The following is a 13,763-nucleotide window of genomic DNA, read 5'->3' as shown; positions in this document are numbered from 1 at the left end:
ATGAGTCACCTTGAAGCACGCGCCGGGCATCCGGTCGCCGGGCAGCCCGAAGTATCGGTCATCATCCCCGTGTACAACGAGGAAGACGGCCTCGCTGCGCTGTTCGCGCGGCTGTATCCGGCACTCGACGCACTCGACACGTCATACGAAGTGATCCTGATCAACGACGGCAGCCGCGACCGCTCGGCCGCGATGCTCGCCGATCAGTTCCACGTACGGCCCGACACGACGCGCATCGTGCTGCTCAACGGCAACTACGGCCAGCACATGGCGATCCTCGCCGGCTTCGCGCAATCGCGCGGCGAGATCGTCATCACGCTCGATGCCGACCTGCAGAACCCGCCCGAGGAAATCGGCAAGCTGATCACGAAGATGCGCGAGGGCTACGACTACGTCGGCTCGATCCGCAAGCAGCGCCAGGACAGCCTGTGGCGGCGCAAGGCGTCGCAGATGATGAACCGTCTGCGCGAGCGCATCACGCGCATCAAGATGACCGACCAGGGCTGCATGCTGCGCGCGTACAGCCGCCGCATCATCGACACGATCAACGTGTGCGGCGAAGTCAACACGTTCATCCCCGCACTCGCGTATACGTTCGCGCAGAACCCGACCGAGATCGAGGTTGCGCACGAGGAGCGCTTCGCCGGCGAGTCGAAGTACTCGCTGTACAGCCTGATCCGGCTGAACTTCGACCTCGTGACGGGCTTCTCGGTCGTGCCGCTGCAGTGGCTGTCGTTCATCGGCGTGATCCTGTCGATCGGCTCCGCCGCGCTGTTCGTGCTGCTGCTCGTGCGCCGCTTCATCGTCGGCGCGGAAGTGCAAGGCGTGTTCACGCTGTTCGCCATCACGTTCTTCCTGCTCGGCGTGATCATCTTCGCGCTCGGCCTGCTCGGCGAATACGTCGGCCGCATCTACCAGCAGGTGCGCGCGCGGCCGCGCTACCTGATTCAGGCCGTGCTCGAACAGCACGACGGCGTGCCGGCGGTGCCGGCCGGCGCAAACCGCTCGGGGGCCACGCAATGAAGCCACGCGCAGTCGTCTTCGCCTATCACAACGTCGGCGTGCGGTGCCTGCAGGTGCTGCTCGCGCGCGGTGTCGACGTCGCACTCGTCGTCACGCACGAGGACAACCCGAACGAGAACATCTGGTTCGGCAGTGTCGCGTCCGTCGCGGCCGAGCACGGGATTCCGGTCGTCACGCCGGCCGATCCCGCCGATCCGGCGCTGCGCCGCGCGGTATCCGACGCGCAGCCCGACTTCATCTTCTCGTTCTATTACCGGCACATGCTGCCGGTGGACCTGCTCGCGATCGCACCGCGCGGTGCGTACAACATGCATGGTTCGATGCTGCCGAAATACCGGGGTCGGGTACCGACCAACTGGGCGGTGCTGAACGGCGAAACCGAAACCGGCGCGACGCTGCACGAGATGGCCGCCAAGCCCGACGCGGGCGCAATCATCGGACAAACCGCGGTGCCGATCCTGCCGGACGACACGGCCACGCAGGTGTTCGACAAGGTCACGGTTGCCGCCGAACAGACGCTCTGGCGCGTACTGCCCGCACTGCTCGCAGGCGAGGCGCCGCACCTGCCGAACGATCTCGCCACCGGCAGCTACTACGGCGGGCGCAAGCCCGAGGATGGCCGCGTCGACTGGTCGAAGCCGGCCGTGCAGGTCTATAACTTGGTGCGCGCGGTCGCGCCCCCGTATCCGGGCGCGTTCACGGACGTCGACGGCACGCGTTTCGTGATCGCGCGCGCGCGCCTCGCGGCACCCGGCAGCGCGGCGGCGGCCGCCGCCGCGGATTTGCCGCCCGGCCTGCACGTAAGCGATAATGCGCTATTCGGCGTCTGCGGCGACAGCCGCGCCCTATCCATTCTCGAGCTGTGGCAGCAGCGCGACGGCAGCGAAACCGTCGTGACGCCCGCGGAATTCGCGCAGTTCATTCATTCTTCCCGTCATTCATGAAAGCAAAAAAAGTCCTGATCCTGGGTGTGAACGGCTTCATCGGCCATCACCTGTCCAAGCGCATTCTTGAAACCACCGATTGGGAAGTGTTCGGCATGGACATGCAGACCGATCGACTGGGTGACCTCGTCAACCACGAGCGGATGCATTTCTTCGAAGGCGACATCACGATCAACAAGGAGTGGGTCGAGTATCACGTGAAGAAGTGCGACGTGATCCTGCCGCTCGTCGCGATCGCGACGCCCGCCACCTACGTCCAGCAGCCGCTGCGCGTGTTCGAACTCGACTTCGAGGCGAACCTGCCGATCGTGCGTTCCGCCGTCAAGTACGGCAAGCACCTCGTGTTCCCGTCGACCTCCGAGGTCTACGGCATGTGCTCGGACGAGCAGTTCGACCCGGATGCGTCGGCCCTCACCTACGGCCCGATCAACAAGCCGCGCTGGATCTACGCGTGCTCGAAGCAGCTGATGGACCGCGTGATCTGGGGTTACGGGATGGAAGGCCTGAACTTCACGCTGTTCCGCCCGTTCAACTGGATTGGCCCGGGCCTCGACTCGATCTACACGCCGAAGGAAGGCAGCTCGCGCGTGGTCACGCAGTTCCTCGGCCACATCGTGCGCGGCGAGAACATCAGCCTCGTCGACGGCGGCTCGCAGAAGCGCGCGTTCACCGACATCGGCGATGGCATCAGCGCACTGATGAAGATCATCGAGAACAAGGACGGCGTCGCGTCGGGCAAGATCTACAACATCGGGAATCCGAAGAACAATTTCTCGGTTCGCGAACTCGCGCACAAGATGCTCGAGCTGGCGGCCGAATTCCCGGAGTACGCCGATTCGGCCAAGCAGGTGAAGCTCGTCGAGACGACGTCCGGCGCCTACTACGGCAACGGCTACCAAGACGTGCAGAACCGCGTGCCGAAGATCGAGAATACGATGCAGGAACTCAGCTGGGCGCCGCAAGCGACGTTCGACGACGCACTGCGCAACATCTTCGAAGCGTATCGCGGCCACGTCGCCGACGCGCGCGCGCTCGTCGAACAGCAAGGCTGATCGGGACGCTCGCTTGGCTCGTATCGTCCTCAAGATCGACGTCGACACGCTGCGCGGCACGCGCGAAGGCGTGCCGAACCTCGCGCGCATCTTCGACCGTTTCAGTGCGCGCGCGACCTTCCTCTTCAGCCTCGGTCCGGATCACACGGGCTGGGCGCTGCGGCGCGTGTTCCGCCCCGGCTTCCTGAAGAAAGTGTCGCGCACGTCGGTGGTCGAGCACTACGGCGTGAAGCAGCTGATGTACGGCGTGCTGCTGCCGGGCCCCGACATCGGCCGCCGCGCGATCGCCGACATGCGCGCGATTCACGAAGCCGGCTTCGAATGCGGGATCCACACATGGGATCACGTGTACTGGCAGGACAACGTCCGCGTGCGCGACCGCGACTGGACCGCACGTGAAATGCAGAAGAGTCACGCGCGCTTCATCGATATCTTCGGCGCGCCGCCCGTCACGCACGGCGCAGCGGGCTGGCAGATGAACGATTCCGCATTCGAGCAGATCGACGCTTGGGGGATGCGCTATGCGTCCGATGGTCGCGGCCACTCGCCGTACCTGCCGGTCGTCGATGGCCGCACGCTGTCGCACGTGCAGATGCCCACCACGCTGCCGACGCTCGACGAAGTGCTCGGCATCGACGGCGTCGACACGCACAACGTCGCCGCGCACATCCTCAAGTTCACCGAAACCAATCCGCACGACCAGGTGTTCACGCTGCATGCGGAACTGGAAGGCCAGAAGCTCGCGCCCGTGTTCGAGCAACTGCTCGCCGGCTGGCGCGCGCAAGGCCACACGTTTGCGACGATGGGCGACTATCACGCGACGCTGGACCGCGACTCGCTGCCATCGTACCCTGTCACGTGGGGCGAAATCCCCGGCCGCTCCGGCGAACTGATCGTCCAGCCCGACTGAGTTCGTCCAGGCGCACGCCGGCGCCGCTCTCCAGACCTTCCCGCACAGTTGCCGCCGCGCGCCACCCGCGCGCATCGCGGCGGCTGTGCGCCTCCATAACAACAGGAGAAACACGTGTCCGTCGAAGTTGACCGTCAAGTTCCCGATTTCACCGCACCGGCCACGGGCGGCGACATTTCGCTGTCCGACCTGAAGGGCAAGAAGCTCGTGCTGTACTTCTATCCGAAGGACAACACGCCGGGCTGCACGACCGAAGGGCTGCAGTTCCGCGATCTCTATCCGAAGTTCAAGAAAGCCGGTGCGGAAGTCATCGGCGTGTCGCGCGACAGCCTGCGCTCGCATGACAATTTCAAGGCAAAGCTCGAACTGCCGTTCCCGCTGATTTCCGATGCCGATGAAGCGCTGTGCGCGCTGTTCGATGTCATCAAGATGAAGAAAATGTATGGCAAGGAAGTACGCGGAATCGAGCGTTCCACGTTCCTGATCGACGCCGACGGCGTGCTTCGCCAGGCATGGCGCGGCATCAAGGTACCGGGTCATGTGGACGACGTGCTAAGTGCTGTACAAGCGCTTTGAGGCGCGTTATATTGGGCCGCAATGAATGCCAGTTCGCCCCATATTTCTCGTAGCTGCGCCGGTGCTCGTCGCGATGCTTGCCGGCACCTGACGCGCATTACGACGGTATCAGCCGAGCCGCATGCCTCTTTCGACGAGGCAGCGGCTTTTTTTATGGATCGCGCGCCGGCCCCCGGTCCGGCCCTCACCGCGTCAAGGAGCTGACCGACACCTAGGCGAACCGGCTAGACGAACTTCCTGTGCGCCACCGCGCGCAAACTGCATGCGTCTACGTCACGCAGGATGCGATCAGCGGCGCACGCCATGCGACACGATTCCTCCCGAGGGACACCATGCCTTTGCCTACTCCCCCCAGCAAGCTCGGCAGCCTGCTGCCGCCCGACGAATACAAGGCGAAAGCGCGGCCCGCGAAAGCCGCGAAGAAATCCGCCGAAGGGGACGCATCCACAGCCGGTGACTTTGGTCCGGCTAGCGTGGCCCAACCGATGACCGAAGCCGCAAACACGGCCGCGCCGCTGCGCGCCGTCGCATCTTCGGCGCAAGATGCCGCGAGCGCACCCGCACGCGGCCGCAAGACCAAACAGACGGCTGCCCTGCTGCAGCCGATGCCGGCGCCCGCCGAACCCGCGGCACCGGTCGTTGCACGCAACGACAAACCGGCTGCCGACAAACCGGCCGCCGCCCCCGCGCGCGACACCGGCGCCGCGACGAAATCGCGCAGCCGCAAGCCCGCCGAAGCCGAACTGCAGAAACTGTTCGTGCTCGACACCAACGTGCTGATGCACGACCCGAGCAGTCTCTTCCGCTTCGAGGAACACGACGTCTATCTGCCGATGATGACGCTCGAGGAACTCGACAACCACAAGAAGGGGATGTCCGAAGTCGCGCGCAACGCACGCCAGGTCAGCCGCACGCTTGACGCGCTCGTCGCCGATGCCGGCCCGATCACGGCCGGCATCCCGCTGTCGCGCCTCGGCAGCCGCGAGGCGCTCGGCCGCCTGTACTTCCAGACGAAGCTTGCGGACATCGCGCCCGTCGAAGGCTTGCCCGAAGGCAAGGCCGACAACCAGATCCTCGGCGTCGTGCGTGCGCTGCAGCGCGACCGGCCCGATCGCCAGGTCGTGCTGGTGTCGAAAGACATCAACATGCGGATCAAGGCGCACGCGCTCAGCCTGCCCGCGGAAGACTACTTCAACGACCAGGTGCTCGAGGATAAAGACCTCCTGTACAACGGCGTGCGCGAACTGCCGCAGGATTTCTGGACCAAGCATGCGAAGGGCATGGAGAGCTGGCAGGACACGAAGACGGGCACCACGTACTACCGCGTGACGGGTCCGCTCGTCGCGTCGATGCTCGTCAACGAGTTCGTCTATCTCGAGCCGCAGAACGGCGAGCCGACGTTCCATGCGATCGTCCGCGAACTGAACGGCAAGACGGCGCTGCTGCAGACGCTGCGCGACTACAGCCACCACAAGAACAACGTGTGGGGCATCACCGCGCGCAACCGCGAGCAGAACTTCGCGCTGAACCTGCTGATGAACCCCGAGATCGACTTCGTCACGCTGCTCGGCCAGGCCGGCACCGGCAAGACGCTCGTCGCGCTCGCGGCCGGCCTCGCGCAGGTGCTCGACGACAAGCGCTACAACGAGATCATCGTGACGCGCGCGACCGTGCCCGTCGGCGAGGACATCGGTTTCCTGCCGGGCACCGAGGAAGAGAAGATGCAGCCGTGGATGGGCGCATTCGACGACAACCTCGAAGTGCTGCAGAAGACCGACGACGCTGCCGGCGAATGGGGGCGCGCGGCGACGCAGGAACTGATCCGTTCGCGCCTGAAGGTCAAGAGCATGAACTTCATGCGCGGCCGCACGTTCGTCGACAAGTACCTGATCATCGACGAAGCGCAGAACCTGACGCCGAAGCAGATGAAGACGCTCGTCACGCGCGCGGGCCCCGGCACGAAGATCGTGTGCCTCGGCAACATCGCGCAGATCGATACGCCTTACCTGACCGAAGGCAGCTCGGGCCTCACGTACGTGGTCGACCGCTTCAAGGGCTGGGGCCACAGCGGCCACGTGACGCTCGCGCGCGGCGAACGCTCGCGGCTCGCCGACTACGCGTCGGACATCCTGTAATCACGCGTTGAGCCGGCCCGTCGGCCGGCACCCGACGCCTCGCGGCGCTCCGTTTCCGGAGCGCCGTTTTTATTTGGGGTCGAAATCACAAGTCATACATCGTCACGCAACACCCCGGTTTACGCGCGAAACTTCAAGTAAATTCTCAAGAATGGTTGCTTAAGCCCCGCCGGAGCGTCTACCATCGGGTCTGTCTGTTGTCATACGATTCGCGAGCGTGTCGCGCTCGCCCGCCTTGCCATGCTTCGAATCTGGGTTCCCGTTGCTGTCGTTTCACTGCTTGCGGCCTGCTCCAGCGTGCCGCCGCAGTCGGCATCGCGCCCCGCCTCGGGCATGAAGATCACGACGCCGCGCGCATTCCCCGCCCCCGCCAACTTCCCGAAGTTCGTCGATCACAGCGTCGGCCAGGAAGAAATCTCGATCCAGGCGATGAGCCTCGTCGGTGTCCCGTATCGCTGGGGCGGCAACACGCCGACAAGCGGCTTCGACTGCAGCGGGCTCGTGCGCTACGTGATCGGCCGTGCGGCCGACGTGAACCTGCCGCGCACGACCGCCGACATGAGCGGCCGCGGCGTGTCGATCGATCCCGACCAGGTCGCACCAGGCGACCTGATCTTCTTCAATACGACCGGACGGCCGCATTCGCACGTCGGCATCTATGTCGGCAAGCTGCGCTTCGTCAACGCGCCGTCGACGGGCGGTACCGTACGGCTCGACTACTTGACGAACCCATACTGGGCCAAGCGATTCGACGGCATTCGCCGCGTCGCGCCGCCGCGCGGGGCACCTACGCCGTTCGATGCGCCGACCTACGAGGCGAAGCGTGACGAGCCGCGCAGCGCGCCGGCGGTCGCACCTGCCCCGGTGGTCGTGACTGCCGCCGCGCCGCGACAGCCAGCCTATGCGCCGCCTCAACCTGCCGCGACCCAGGCACCCGCACCAGTCATGCCGGCCACGCAGGTCGCATCGACCGCAGCGGTTGCCCCCACAGCCGCGTCGGCCGACCCGTATGAACCGCCGCCGCCGCGCATGCAGGCCGCTCAACAGCAGGCAACGTCCGTGAATGACGGCACGGGCACCGCCGCCGTGGCGGCGAATACCGCGCCGGTCGGCCCAGCCGAGGTTGGCACACGGATTCCGACGACGGCCCTGACGGCTGCCCAGGCCGCCGCATTCGATGCGGAACCGCCGCCCGCCGTCGCAGCGACGTCACCGCGCAGCGCCGAGCCCGCCCCTGTCCAGGTATTGCGCGCGTCGACGCAATCCGCCCCCGCCAGCCCGCGCACCGCCACCGCAGACGATCCGATTGCACGGTTCGCGAACGGAAGTTACTGACCCGCTTCGCCAGCCACGCCGGCCACCTCGGCCCGCATCCGTCGCTCATCGTCCGCCACGAATACCCAGTTCCAAAAGAAAATGCGCCGCAGCCTTTCGGCTTGCGGCGCATTTCATGTCGATCCGTCAGCGTCGGCGATCAGAAGATCTGGTGGCCGAGCCACCATCCGCCGGCCGCAAACAGCGCGGCCGCCGGCAGCGTCAGCACCCACGCCCACACGATGTTGCCGGCGACACCCCAGCGCACGGCCGACAGCTTCTGCGTCGCGCCGACACCGACGATCGCGCCGGTAATCGTATGCGTGGTCGAGACCGGAATGCCGAGGAACGACGCGATGAACAGCGTGATCGCCCCGCCGCTTTCCGCGCAGAACCCGCCGACCGGCTTGAGCTTCGTGATCTTCTGGCCCATCGTGCGCACGATGCGCCAGCCGCCGAACAGCGTGCCGAGGCCCATCGACAGGTAGCACGCGCCGATCACCCACGCAGGCGGCGCATCGGACGTCGCCGACGCATAGCCCGACGCGATCAGCAGCATCCAGATGATGCCGATCGTCTTCTGCGCGTCGTTGCCGCCGTGGCCGAGGCTGTACAGCCCGGCCGACAGCAGTTGCAGCCGGCGGAAGCGCCGGTCGACCTTGCTGGGCGCGGTACGGAAATACAGCCACGACACGCCGAGCATGAACAGCGAGCCGAGGATGAAGCCGAGCAGCGGCGAAATGAAGATGAACGCGATGGTCTTCAGCAGCCCGTCGATGTTCAGCGAACTCCAGCCGGACTTCGCGAGCGCTGCGCCGACCAGGCCGCCGATCAGCGCATGCGACGAGCTCGACGGAATCCCGTAGTACCACGTGATCACGTTCCAGCCGATCGCACCGACCAGCGCACCGAACACGACGTAGTGGTCGACGATCTCGGGGTCGATCGTGCCTTTACCGACGGTTTGCGCGACTTTCAGGTGAAAGATGAAATACGCGATGACGTTGAACGCCGCCGCGAACACGACGGCCTGCTGGGGTTTCAGCACCCCGGTGGACACGACGGTGGCGATCGAGTTCGCCGCGTCGTGAAAGCCGTTCATGAAGTCGAATACGAGCGCGACGAGCACCAGCGTCGCGACCATCCAGAGGGCGAGTTGTATCGAATGCATCGTGATCCGCTCAGGCGTTTTCCAGCACGATGCCTTCGATGATGTTCGCGACGTCCTCGCACTTGTCGGTGATCTCTTCGAGCAGCTCGTAGATCGCCTTCAGCTTGATGAGCGTCTTCACGTCGTCTTCCTCGCGGAACAGCTTCGACATTGCCGCGCGCAGCACCCGATCGGCCTCCGACTCCCAGCGGTCGATCTCCTCGCACGCCTTGAGGATCTGCGCCGACTGCTTCATGTCGGACAGCATGCCGACGGCCTGCTGCACGTGCTGCGCCGACTGCGTGACGATGTGCGCGAGCTGGCTCGCTTCGGACGTGACGGCACGCACGTCGTACAGCGACACGGCCGTCGCGACGTCCTCCATCAGGTCGAGGATGTCGTCCATCGTCGTGATCAACTTGTGGATCTCGTCGCGATCGAGCGGCGTGATGAAGGTCTTGTGCAACAGATCGATCGTTTCGTGCGTGAGCTTGTCTGCGGCCTTTTCGGCCGTCTGCACGTTTTGCTTGTGAATCTCGGCGTTGGCGAGATTGTCGATCAGCAGTTCGAGCTCGCGGCCACCGGAAACGATGTACTTCGCGTGCGCATTGAAAAGTTCAAAGAACTTGCCCTCGGTGGGCATGAATCGACCGAACATGGGATTCCTGAGAGATTGTCAAACTACTGTCACGAAAACGGGCGACATTGTACCGTTTTCGGTCGCGACGCGACGCGCGCACATGCGCGCGCCGGGATTGGATACAACGTTTGGCGATTTAGGGCTTTACAAACCGGCGTTACTCGCCGTAGAAGGTCTGCGCCCCTGCAAAGTTGTCGAACTTCGTGTATTGCCCCAGGAACGTGAGTCGAACGGGCCCGATCGGACCGTTACGCTGCTTGCCGATGATGATCTCGGCCGTGCCCTTGTCGGGGCTGTCCGGGTTGTAAACTTCGTCACGGTAAATGAACAGGATCACGTCCGCATCCTGTTCGATTGCGCCAGATTCACGCAAGTCCGACATCACCGGGCGCTTGTTCGGGCGTTGTTCGAGGCCGCGGTTCAGCTGCGACAGCGCGATCACCGGCACGTCGAGTTCCTTCGCGAGGCTCTTCAGCGATCGCGAGATTTCCGAAATTTCCGTCGCGCGGTTCTCGCCCTGCGACGAACCCGACATCAGCTGCAGGTAGTCGACGATGATCAGGCCGAGCTTGCCGCATTGCCGCGCAAGACGCCGCGCCCGCGAGCGCAATTCCATCGGGTTCAGGCCGCCCGTTTCGTCGATGAAAAGCTGCGCCTCGCTCATCTTCTGCACCGCATGCGTCAGCTTCGGCCAATCTTCGTCCGTCAGGCGGCCCGTCCGCATCCGGTGCTGGTCGAGCCGGCCGATCGAGCCGAGCATACGCATCACGAGCTGGGTGCCCGGCATTTCCATCGAGAACACCGCCACCGGCAGCCCGTACTCGACCGCGACGTATTCGCCGATGTTCATCGAGAAGGCCGTCTTACCCATCGATGGGCGCCCCGCGACGATGATCAGTTCGCCGCCATGCATCCCGGACGTCATCCTGTCGAGGTCGACGAAGCCCGTCGGCGTGCCCGTGACGTCGCTCGGGTTCGCGGTGTGGTACAGCGTGTCGATGCGCTCGACGACCTGGGTCAGCAGCGGGCCGATCTCGAGGAAGCCCTGGTTGCCACGCGCGCCATCTTCGGCGATCGAGAACACCTTCGACTCGGCTTCGTCGAGCAGCTGGCGGACTTCCTTGCCCTGCGGGTTGAACGCATCGGCCGAGATTTCGTCGGCGACCGACACGAGCCGGCGCAGCACCGCGCGGTCGCGCACGATTTCCGCATAGCGGCGGATGTTCGCGGCGCTCGGCGTGTTCTGCGCGAGGGCGTTCAGGTACGCGAGCCCGCCGACGTCATCGGCCTTGCCGGACGTGGTCAGCGCTTCGTACACGGTCACGACGTCGGCCGGGCGCGTCGACGCGATCAGGCGGCCGATGTGCTCGTAGATGATCCGGTGGTCGTAGCGGTAGAAATCGCCCTGCGACAGGAAGTCGGCAATCCGGTCCCAGGCCGCGTTGTCGAGCAACAGGCCGCCGAGCACCGATTGTTCGGCTTCGACCGAGTGCGGCGGGACTTTCAGCGATTCGATTTGAGGATCTTGCGGCGCGTTCATGGGTTGGGATTATCGCGAATAACCTACGACGACGCCAGCGAGAGGCAGTCGCCGGCGAGCGGGCAATAAAAAAGGCAGGCCCCGGTTTCCCGGGCGCCTGCCCTTGTCCGGACGGCGGAAGCCGCCCGGAAAGCTTGCGTACGCTTACGCGTGGTCGCCGATCACGTTGATCGTGACGTCGACGACGACGTCCGTGTGCAGCGCGACCTGGACGCTGTGCTCGCCGATCATCTTCAGCGGGCCTTCCGGCATGCGAACTTGCAGCTTCTCGACTTCGAAACCTGCCTTCTTCAGCAGTTCCGCGACGTCGCCGTTCGTGACCGAGCCGAACAGACGGCCGTCAACGCCCGACTTCTGCGTGATTTCGAACGACTGGCCGTTCAGCTTCTCGCCGACTGCCTGCGATGCTGCCAGCTTTTCAGCGGCGATCTTTTCGAGTTCAGCGCGGCGAACTTCGAATTCAGCGATCGCTTCCTTCGTTGCACGGCGAGCCTTGCGGTTCGGGATCAGGAAGTTGCGAGCGTAACCGTCCTTGACCTTGACGATATCGCCGAGGTTGCCCAGATTGGCGACTTTTTCCAACAGAATGATTTGCATTCGAATTCTCCTTATTGCGTCGCCTGATTACGCCTTGTGCTGATCGGTGTACGGCAGCAGCGCGAGGAAACGCGCACGCTTGATTGCCGTGTCCAGCTGACGCTGATAGTGCGCCTTCGTACCCGTCAGACGAGCCGGCGTGATCTTGCCGTTTTCGCCGATGAAGTCCTTCAGCGTTTCCGTGTCCTTGTAGTCGATCTGCTCGACGCCGGCTGCCGTGAAGCGGCAGAACTTCTTGCGCTTGAAGAGCGGGTTTTGTTGCTGACGACGCTTGTCGAATTTCTTACCAGTGGGGCGGGCCATGTTCAGTCCTTTCCAATGTCCTGCAATGCTGTGATGTGAAACACCAAGGTTCTCGCGTTGCGGCTTTTCTTTGCCAGGAAGCCCGTGAACAGCGTCTCGACGCCCATTTCACGGCTTTCCAGCTTGCCGCTCGCCTCACCGGCCGCCACCGCCTCGATCGTCATTTCGACCTGACGGGGAATGCCTGCTTCGACGACTTCCGTGCGGTGATGCAACGTGGCGCTTGCGATCGGAACACCTGCCGGCGTATATCGCACCGGTGCGCGTTCGACGACGCTTGCCTTCAATTGCAACCTGTTCACGTGAGTGGCGCGCTCCTTGATGGCTTAAATAACGACGAACTTAAGCCTGCGCTTCGGTCGGCTGAGCTGCAGCCGCCTTCTTGGCTTCTTCGCGCTGAACTTCCTTCATCATCGGCGACGGGCCGGTTTCGGCCTTCTTCATCTTGACGATGAGGTGACGCAGCACGGCGTCGTTGAACTTGAACGCGTGTTCGAGTTCGTCGAGCGTCGTCTGGTCGCACTCGATGTTCATGCAGACGTAGTGAGCCTTCGCGAGTTTCTCGATCATGTAGGCCAGCTGGCGACGGCCCCAGTCTTCGACACGGTGGATCTGGCCGCCGTGCGACGTGATCGTGGTCTTGTAACGCTCGATCATCGCGGGCACTTGCTCGCTCTGATCGGGGTGCACGATGAATACGATTTCGTAATGACGCATACACACTCCTTATGGATTAAAGCCACCCGGGCGTCTGAACCGGTGTGGCAAGTGAGAAGCCGAAGATTCTAACCCGGATACGGGGCATGTGCAAGGTCGATCGACGATTTCCCGCCGGATTCGGCCGTGTTTTCAACGACTTGAGCTGCGTGCGGCGCCGAAACGGCCGACGAGCGGTCGTTTCACGTTCGGGGTCGGATCGTTTGCCGGTGCGATCCGCACCGGCTGCCCGCCTTCCGGCGCGCCCGACGCAGGTGCCCATGCCCGCGCGTCTCGCCCCCGCGGCGATGCAGGCGCCAGCCCTGCCGCTATTCGCTGCGCGCCCCCGCGAGCCGCGCGTCGAGCGCGATCCTGAACGCGGTCAGTGCCGGCGCTTCGGCGTCGGTCACGGCCCACCACGTCATCCCCGCGGCGTCCCAGCGGTCGAGCGCGTAGCCCTGCGACACGGTTGCGTACGGCGCCTGCGCGTTGCCTTCGCCGGCCGGCCGCACGTAGACGTCGATCACGTGCTGCCGATAGCGGTACACGAGCACCGCGACGCGGCGATGCCCGACGTAATCGAGCCGGCCGCCGACCAGCGCGAAGCCGCTCGCGGCGAGATCCTCGACCGGCGGTGCATAGTCGAGCCGGCCGTTGAACCACGGCTTCACCGTGTGCCGGTCGGTCGAGATCACGTCGATGTCGCGCGCCGACAGGCCCGCCCGCACGTGGCTCGCCACGAGTTCGTCGACCGTGCGATCGGTTTCGGCGTGGTGTGCAGTGAGCGCCATCCCGGCCGCCGCGGCCAGCGCGACCATCAGCGCCACGCCCCAGCCGAGCCCCGGCAGCGCCGCCACGCGCGGCCCCGGGCCGGCGGGCGCCG

General features: G+C 64.6%; 15 protein-coding genes and 1 pseudogene. 7 read left to right on the top strand and 9 right to left on the bottom strand.

Annotated features, from left to right (window positions below; genetic code table 11):
* From BDO18943_RS34085 to BDO18943_RS34065, 5 genes are all read left to right on the top strand, one after another.
* Positions 1-1,023, top strand: coding sequence for a glycosyltransferase (locus BDO18943_RS34085; RefSeq protein WP_175025735.1), 1,023 nt, complete (start codon positions 1-3; stop codon positions 1,021-1,023).
* Positions 1,020-1,967, top strand: a complete 948-nt coding sequence (locus BDO18943_RS34080; RefSeq protein WP_175025734.1) for a formyltransferase — start codon at positions 1,020-1,022, stop codon at positions 1,965-1,967. The genes BDO18943_RS34085 and BDO18943_RS34080 overlap by 4 nt, the downstream gene beginning before the upstream one ends.
* Positions 1,964-3,019, top strand: a complete 1,056-nt coding sequence (locus BDO18943_RS34075; RefSeq protein ID WP_051890217.1) for a bifunctional UDP-4-keto-pentose/UDP-xylose synthase — start codon at positions 1,964-1,966, stop codon at positions 3,017-3,019. Before BDO18943_RS34080 ends, BDO18943_RS34075 begins: the two co-directional genes overlap by 4 nt.
* A 13-nt stretch (positions 3,020-3,032) precedes the next feature.
* Positions 3,033-3,929, top strand: a complete 897-nt coding sequence (locus BDO18943_RS34070) for a polysaccharide deacetylase family protein (protein WP_043188182.1) — start codon at positions 3,033-3,035, stop codon at positions 3,927-3,929.
* 114 nt (positions 3,930-4,043) lie between these two features.
* Positions 4,044-4,505, top strand: coding sequence for a peroxiredoxin (locus tag BDO18943_RS34065; RefSeq protein ID WP_006756046.1), 462 nt, complete (start codon positions 4,044-4,046; stop codon positions 4,503-4,505).
* A 192-nt stretch (positions 4,506-4,697) separates the two neighbouring features.
* Here BDO18943_RS34065 and BDO18943_RS42820 read toward each other — a convergent pair.
* A pseudogene (locus tag BDO18943_RS42820) lies at positions 4,698-4,942 on the bottom strand (hypothetical protein); the annotation flags it as partial.
* On the opposite strand from BDO18943_RS42820, the gene BDO18943_RS34060 reads away from it, so the two are divergent.
* Both BDO18943_RS34060 and BDO18943_RS34055 read left to right on the top strand, forming a co-directional pair.
* Positions 4,838-6,640, top strand: a complete 1,803-nt coding sequence (locus BDO18943_RS34060) for a PhoH family protein (protein WP_089425590.1) — start codon at positions 4,838-4,840, stop codon at positions 6,638-6,640. The pseudogene BDO18943_RS42820 and the gene BDO18943_RS34060 overlap by 105 nt on opposite strands.
* A gap of 240 nt (positions 6,641-6,880) precedes the next feature.
* Positions 6,881-7,975, top strand: coding sequence for an NlpC/P60 family protein (locus BDO18943_RS34055; protein WP_175025733.1), 1,095 nt, complete (start codon positions 6,881-6,883; stop codon positions 7,973-7,975).
* A gap of 139 nt (positions 7,976-8,114) precedes the next feature.
* On the opposite strand, the gene BDO18943_RS34050 is transcribed toward BDO18943_RS34055, so the two are convergent.
* The 8 genes from BDO18943_RS34050 to BDO18943_RS34015 all read right to left on the bottom strand — a co-directional run.
* Positions 8,115-9,125 (bottom strand): inorganic phosphate transporter, encoded by a 1,011-nt coding sequence (locus BDO18943_RS34050; RefSeq protein ID WP_044847235.1) that lies wholly within the window; start codon positions 9,123-9,125, stop codon positions 8,115-8,117.
* 10 nt (positions 9,126-9,135) lie between these two features.
* A complete protein-coding gene (locus BDO18943_RS34045; protein WP_175025732.1) occupies positions 9,136-9,762 on the bottom strand; it encodes a DUF47 domain-containing protein in 627 nt (208 codons plus the stop codon).
* A gap of 139 nt (positions 9,763-9,901) precedes the next feature.
* Positions 9,902-11,284, bottom strand: coding sequence for a replicative DNA helicase (locus BDO18943_RS34040; protein WP_011352313.1), 1,383 nt, complete (start codon positions 11,282-11,284; stop codon positions 9,902-9,904).
* A gap of 144 nt (positions 11,285-11,428) precedes the next feature.
* Positions 11,429-11,881: a 50S ribosomal protein L9 gene (gene rplI, locus BDO18943_RS34035; RefSeq protein ID WP_039366989.1), complete on the bottom strand. Its 453-nt coding sequence runs from the start codon at positions 11,879-11,881 to the stop codon at positions 11,429-11,431.
* Positions 11,882-11,908: 27 nt separating this feature from the next.
* Positions 11,909-12,184 (bottom strand): 30S ribosomal protein S18, encoded by a 276-nt coding sequence (rpsR, locus tag BDO18943_RS34030; protein WP_004193360.1) that lies wholly within the window; start codon positions 12,182-12,184, stop codon positions 11,909-11,911.
* A 2-nt stretch (positions 12,185-12,186) separates the two neighbouring features.
* Positions 12,187-12,486, bottom strand: a complete 300-nt coding sequence (gene priB / locus BDO18943_RS34025; protein ID WP_069745192.1) for a primosomal replication protein N — start codon at positions 12,484-12,486, stop codon at positions 12,187-12,189.
* Between the two features lie 40 nt (positions 12,487-12,526).
* Positions 12,527-12,901 carry a 30S ribosomal protein S6 gene (gene rpsF / locus BDO18943_RS34020; protein ID WP_006402295.1) on the bottom strand — a complete coding sequence of 125 codons (375 nt, stop codon included), beginning with the start codon at positions 12,899-12,901 and terminating at the stop codon, positions 12,527-12,529.
* 308 nt (positions 12,902-13,209) lie between these two features.
* The coding region (locus tag BDO18943_RS34015) for an anti-sigma factor family protein (protein WP_407649952.1) at positions 13,210-13,763 on the bottom strand (554 nt) is incomplete at its 5' end.

Source organism: Burkholderia aenigmatica, assembly GCF_902499175.1.
Classification (GTDB): Bacteria; Pseudomonadota; Gammaproteobacteria; order Burkholderiales; family Burkholderiaceae; genus Burkholderia; species Burkholderia aenigmatica.
The sequence above is the reverse complement of the archived record's forward strand: the minus strand, read 5'-3'. Positions and strand labels throughout refer to the sequence as shown.

Bases quoted from the DNA above. Each gene is read 5' to 3' on its own strand.
- BDO18943_RS34085 (WP_175025735.1), top strand. From the start codon at position 1: ATGAGTCACCTTGAAGCACGCGCCGGGCATCCGGTCGCCGGGCAGCCC.
- BDO18943_RS34080 (WP_175025734.1), top strand. From the start codon at position 1,020: ATGAAGCCACGCGCAGTCGTCTTCGCCTATCACAACGTCGGCGTGCGG.
- BDO18943_RS34075 (WP_051890217.1), top strand. From the start codon at position 1,964: ATGAAAGCAAAAAAAGTCCTGATCCTGGGTGTGAACGGCTTCATCGGC.
- BDO18943_RS34060 (WP_089425590.1), top strand. From the start codon at position 4,838: ATGCCTTTGCCTACTCCCCCCAGCAAGCTCGGCAGCCTGCTGCCGCCC.
- BDO18943_RS34055 (WP_175025733.1), top strand. From the start codon at position 6,881: ATGCTTCGAATCTGGGTTCCCGTTGCTGTCGTTTCACTGCTTGCGGCC.
- BDO18943_RS34050 (WP_044847235.1), bottom strand. From the start codon at position 9,125: ATGCATTCGATACAACTCGCCCTCTGGATGGTCGCGACGCTGGTGCTC.
- BDO18943_RS34045 (WP_175025732.1), bottom strand. From the start codon at position 9,762: ATGTTCGGTCGATTCATGCCCACCGAGGGCAAGTTCTTTGAACTTTTC.
- BDO18943_RS34040 (WP_011352313.1), bottom strand. From the start codon at position 11,284: ATGAACGCGCCGCAAGATCCTCAAATCGAATCGCTGAAAGTCCCGCCG.
- rplI (WP_039366989.1), bottom strand. From the start codon at position 11,881: ATGCAAATCATTCTGTTGGAAAAAGTCGCCAATCTGGGCAACCTCGGC.
- rpsR (WP_004193360.1), bottom strand. From the start codon at position 12,184: ATGGCCCGCCCCACTGGTAAGAAATTCGACAAGCGTCGTCAGCAACAA.
- rpsF (WP_006402295.1), bottom strand. From the start codon at position 12,901: ATGCGTCATTACGAAATCGTATTCATCGTGCACCCCGATCAGAGCGAG.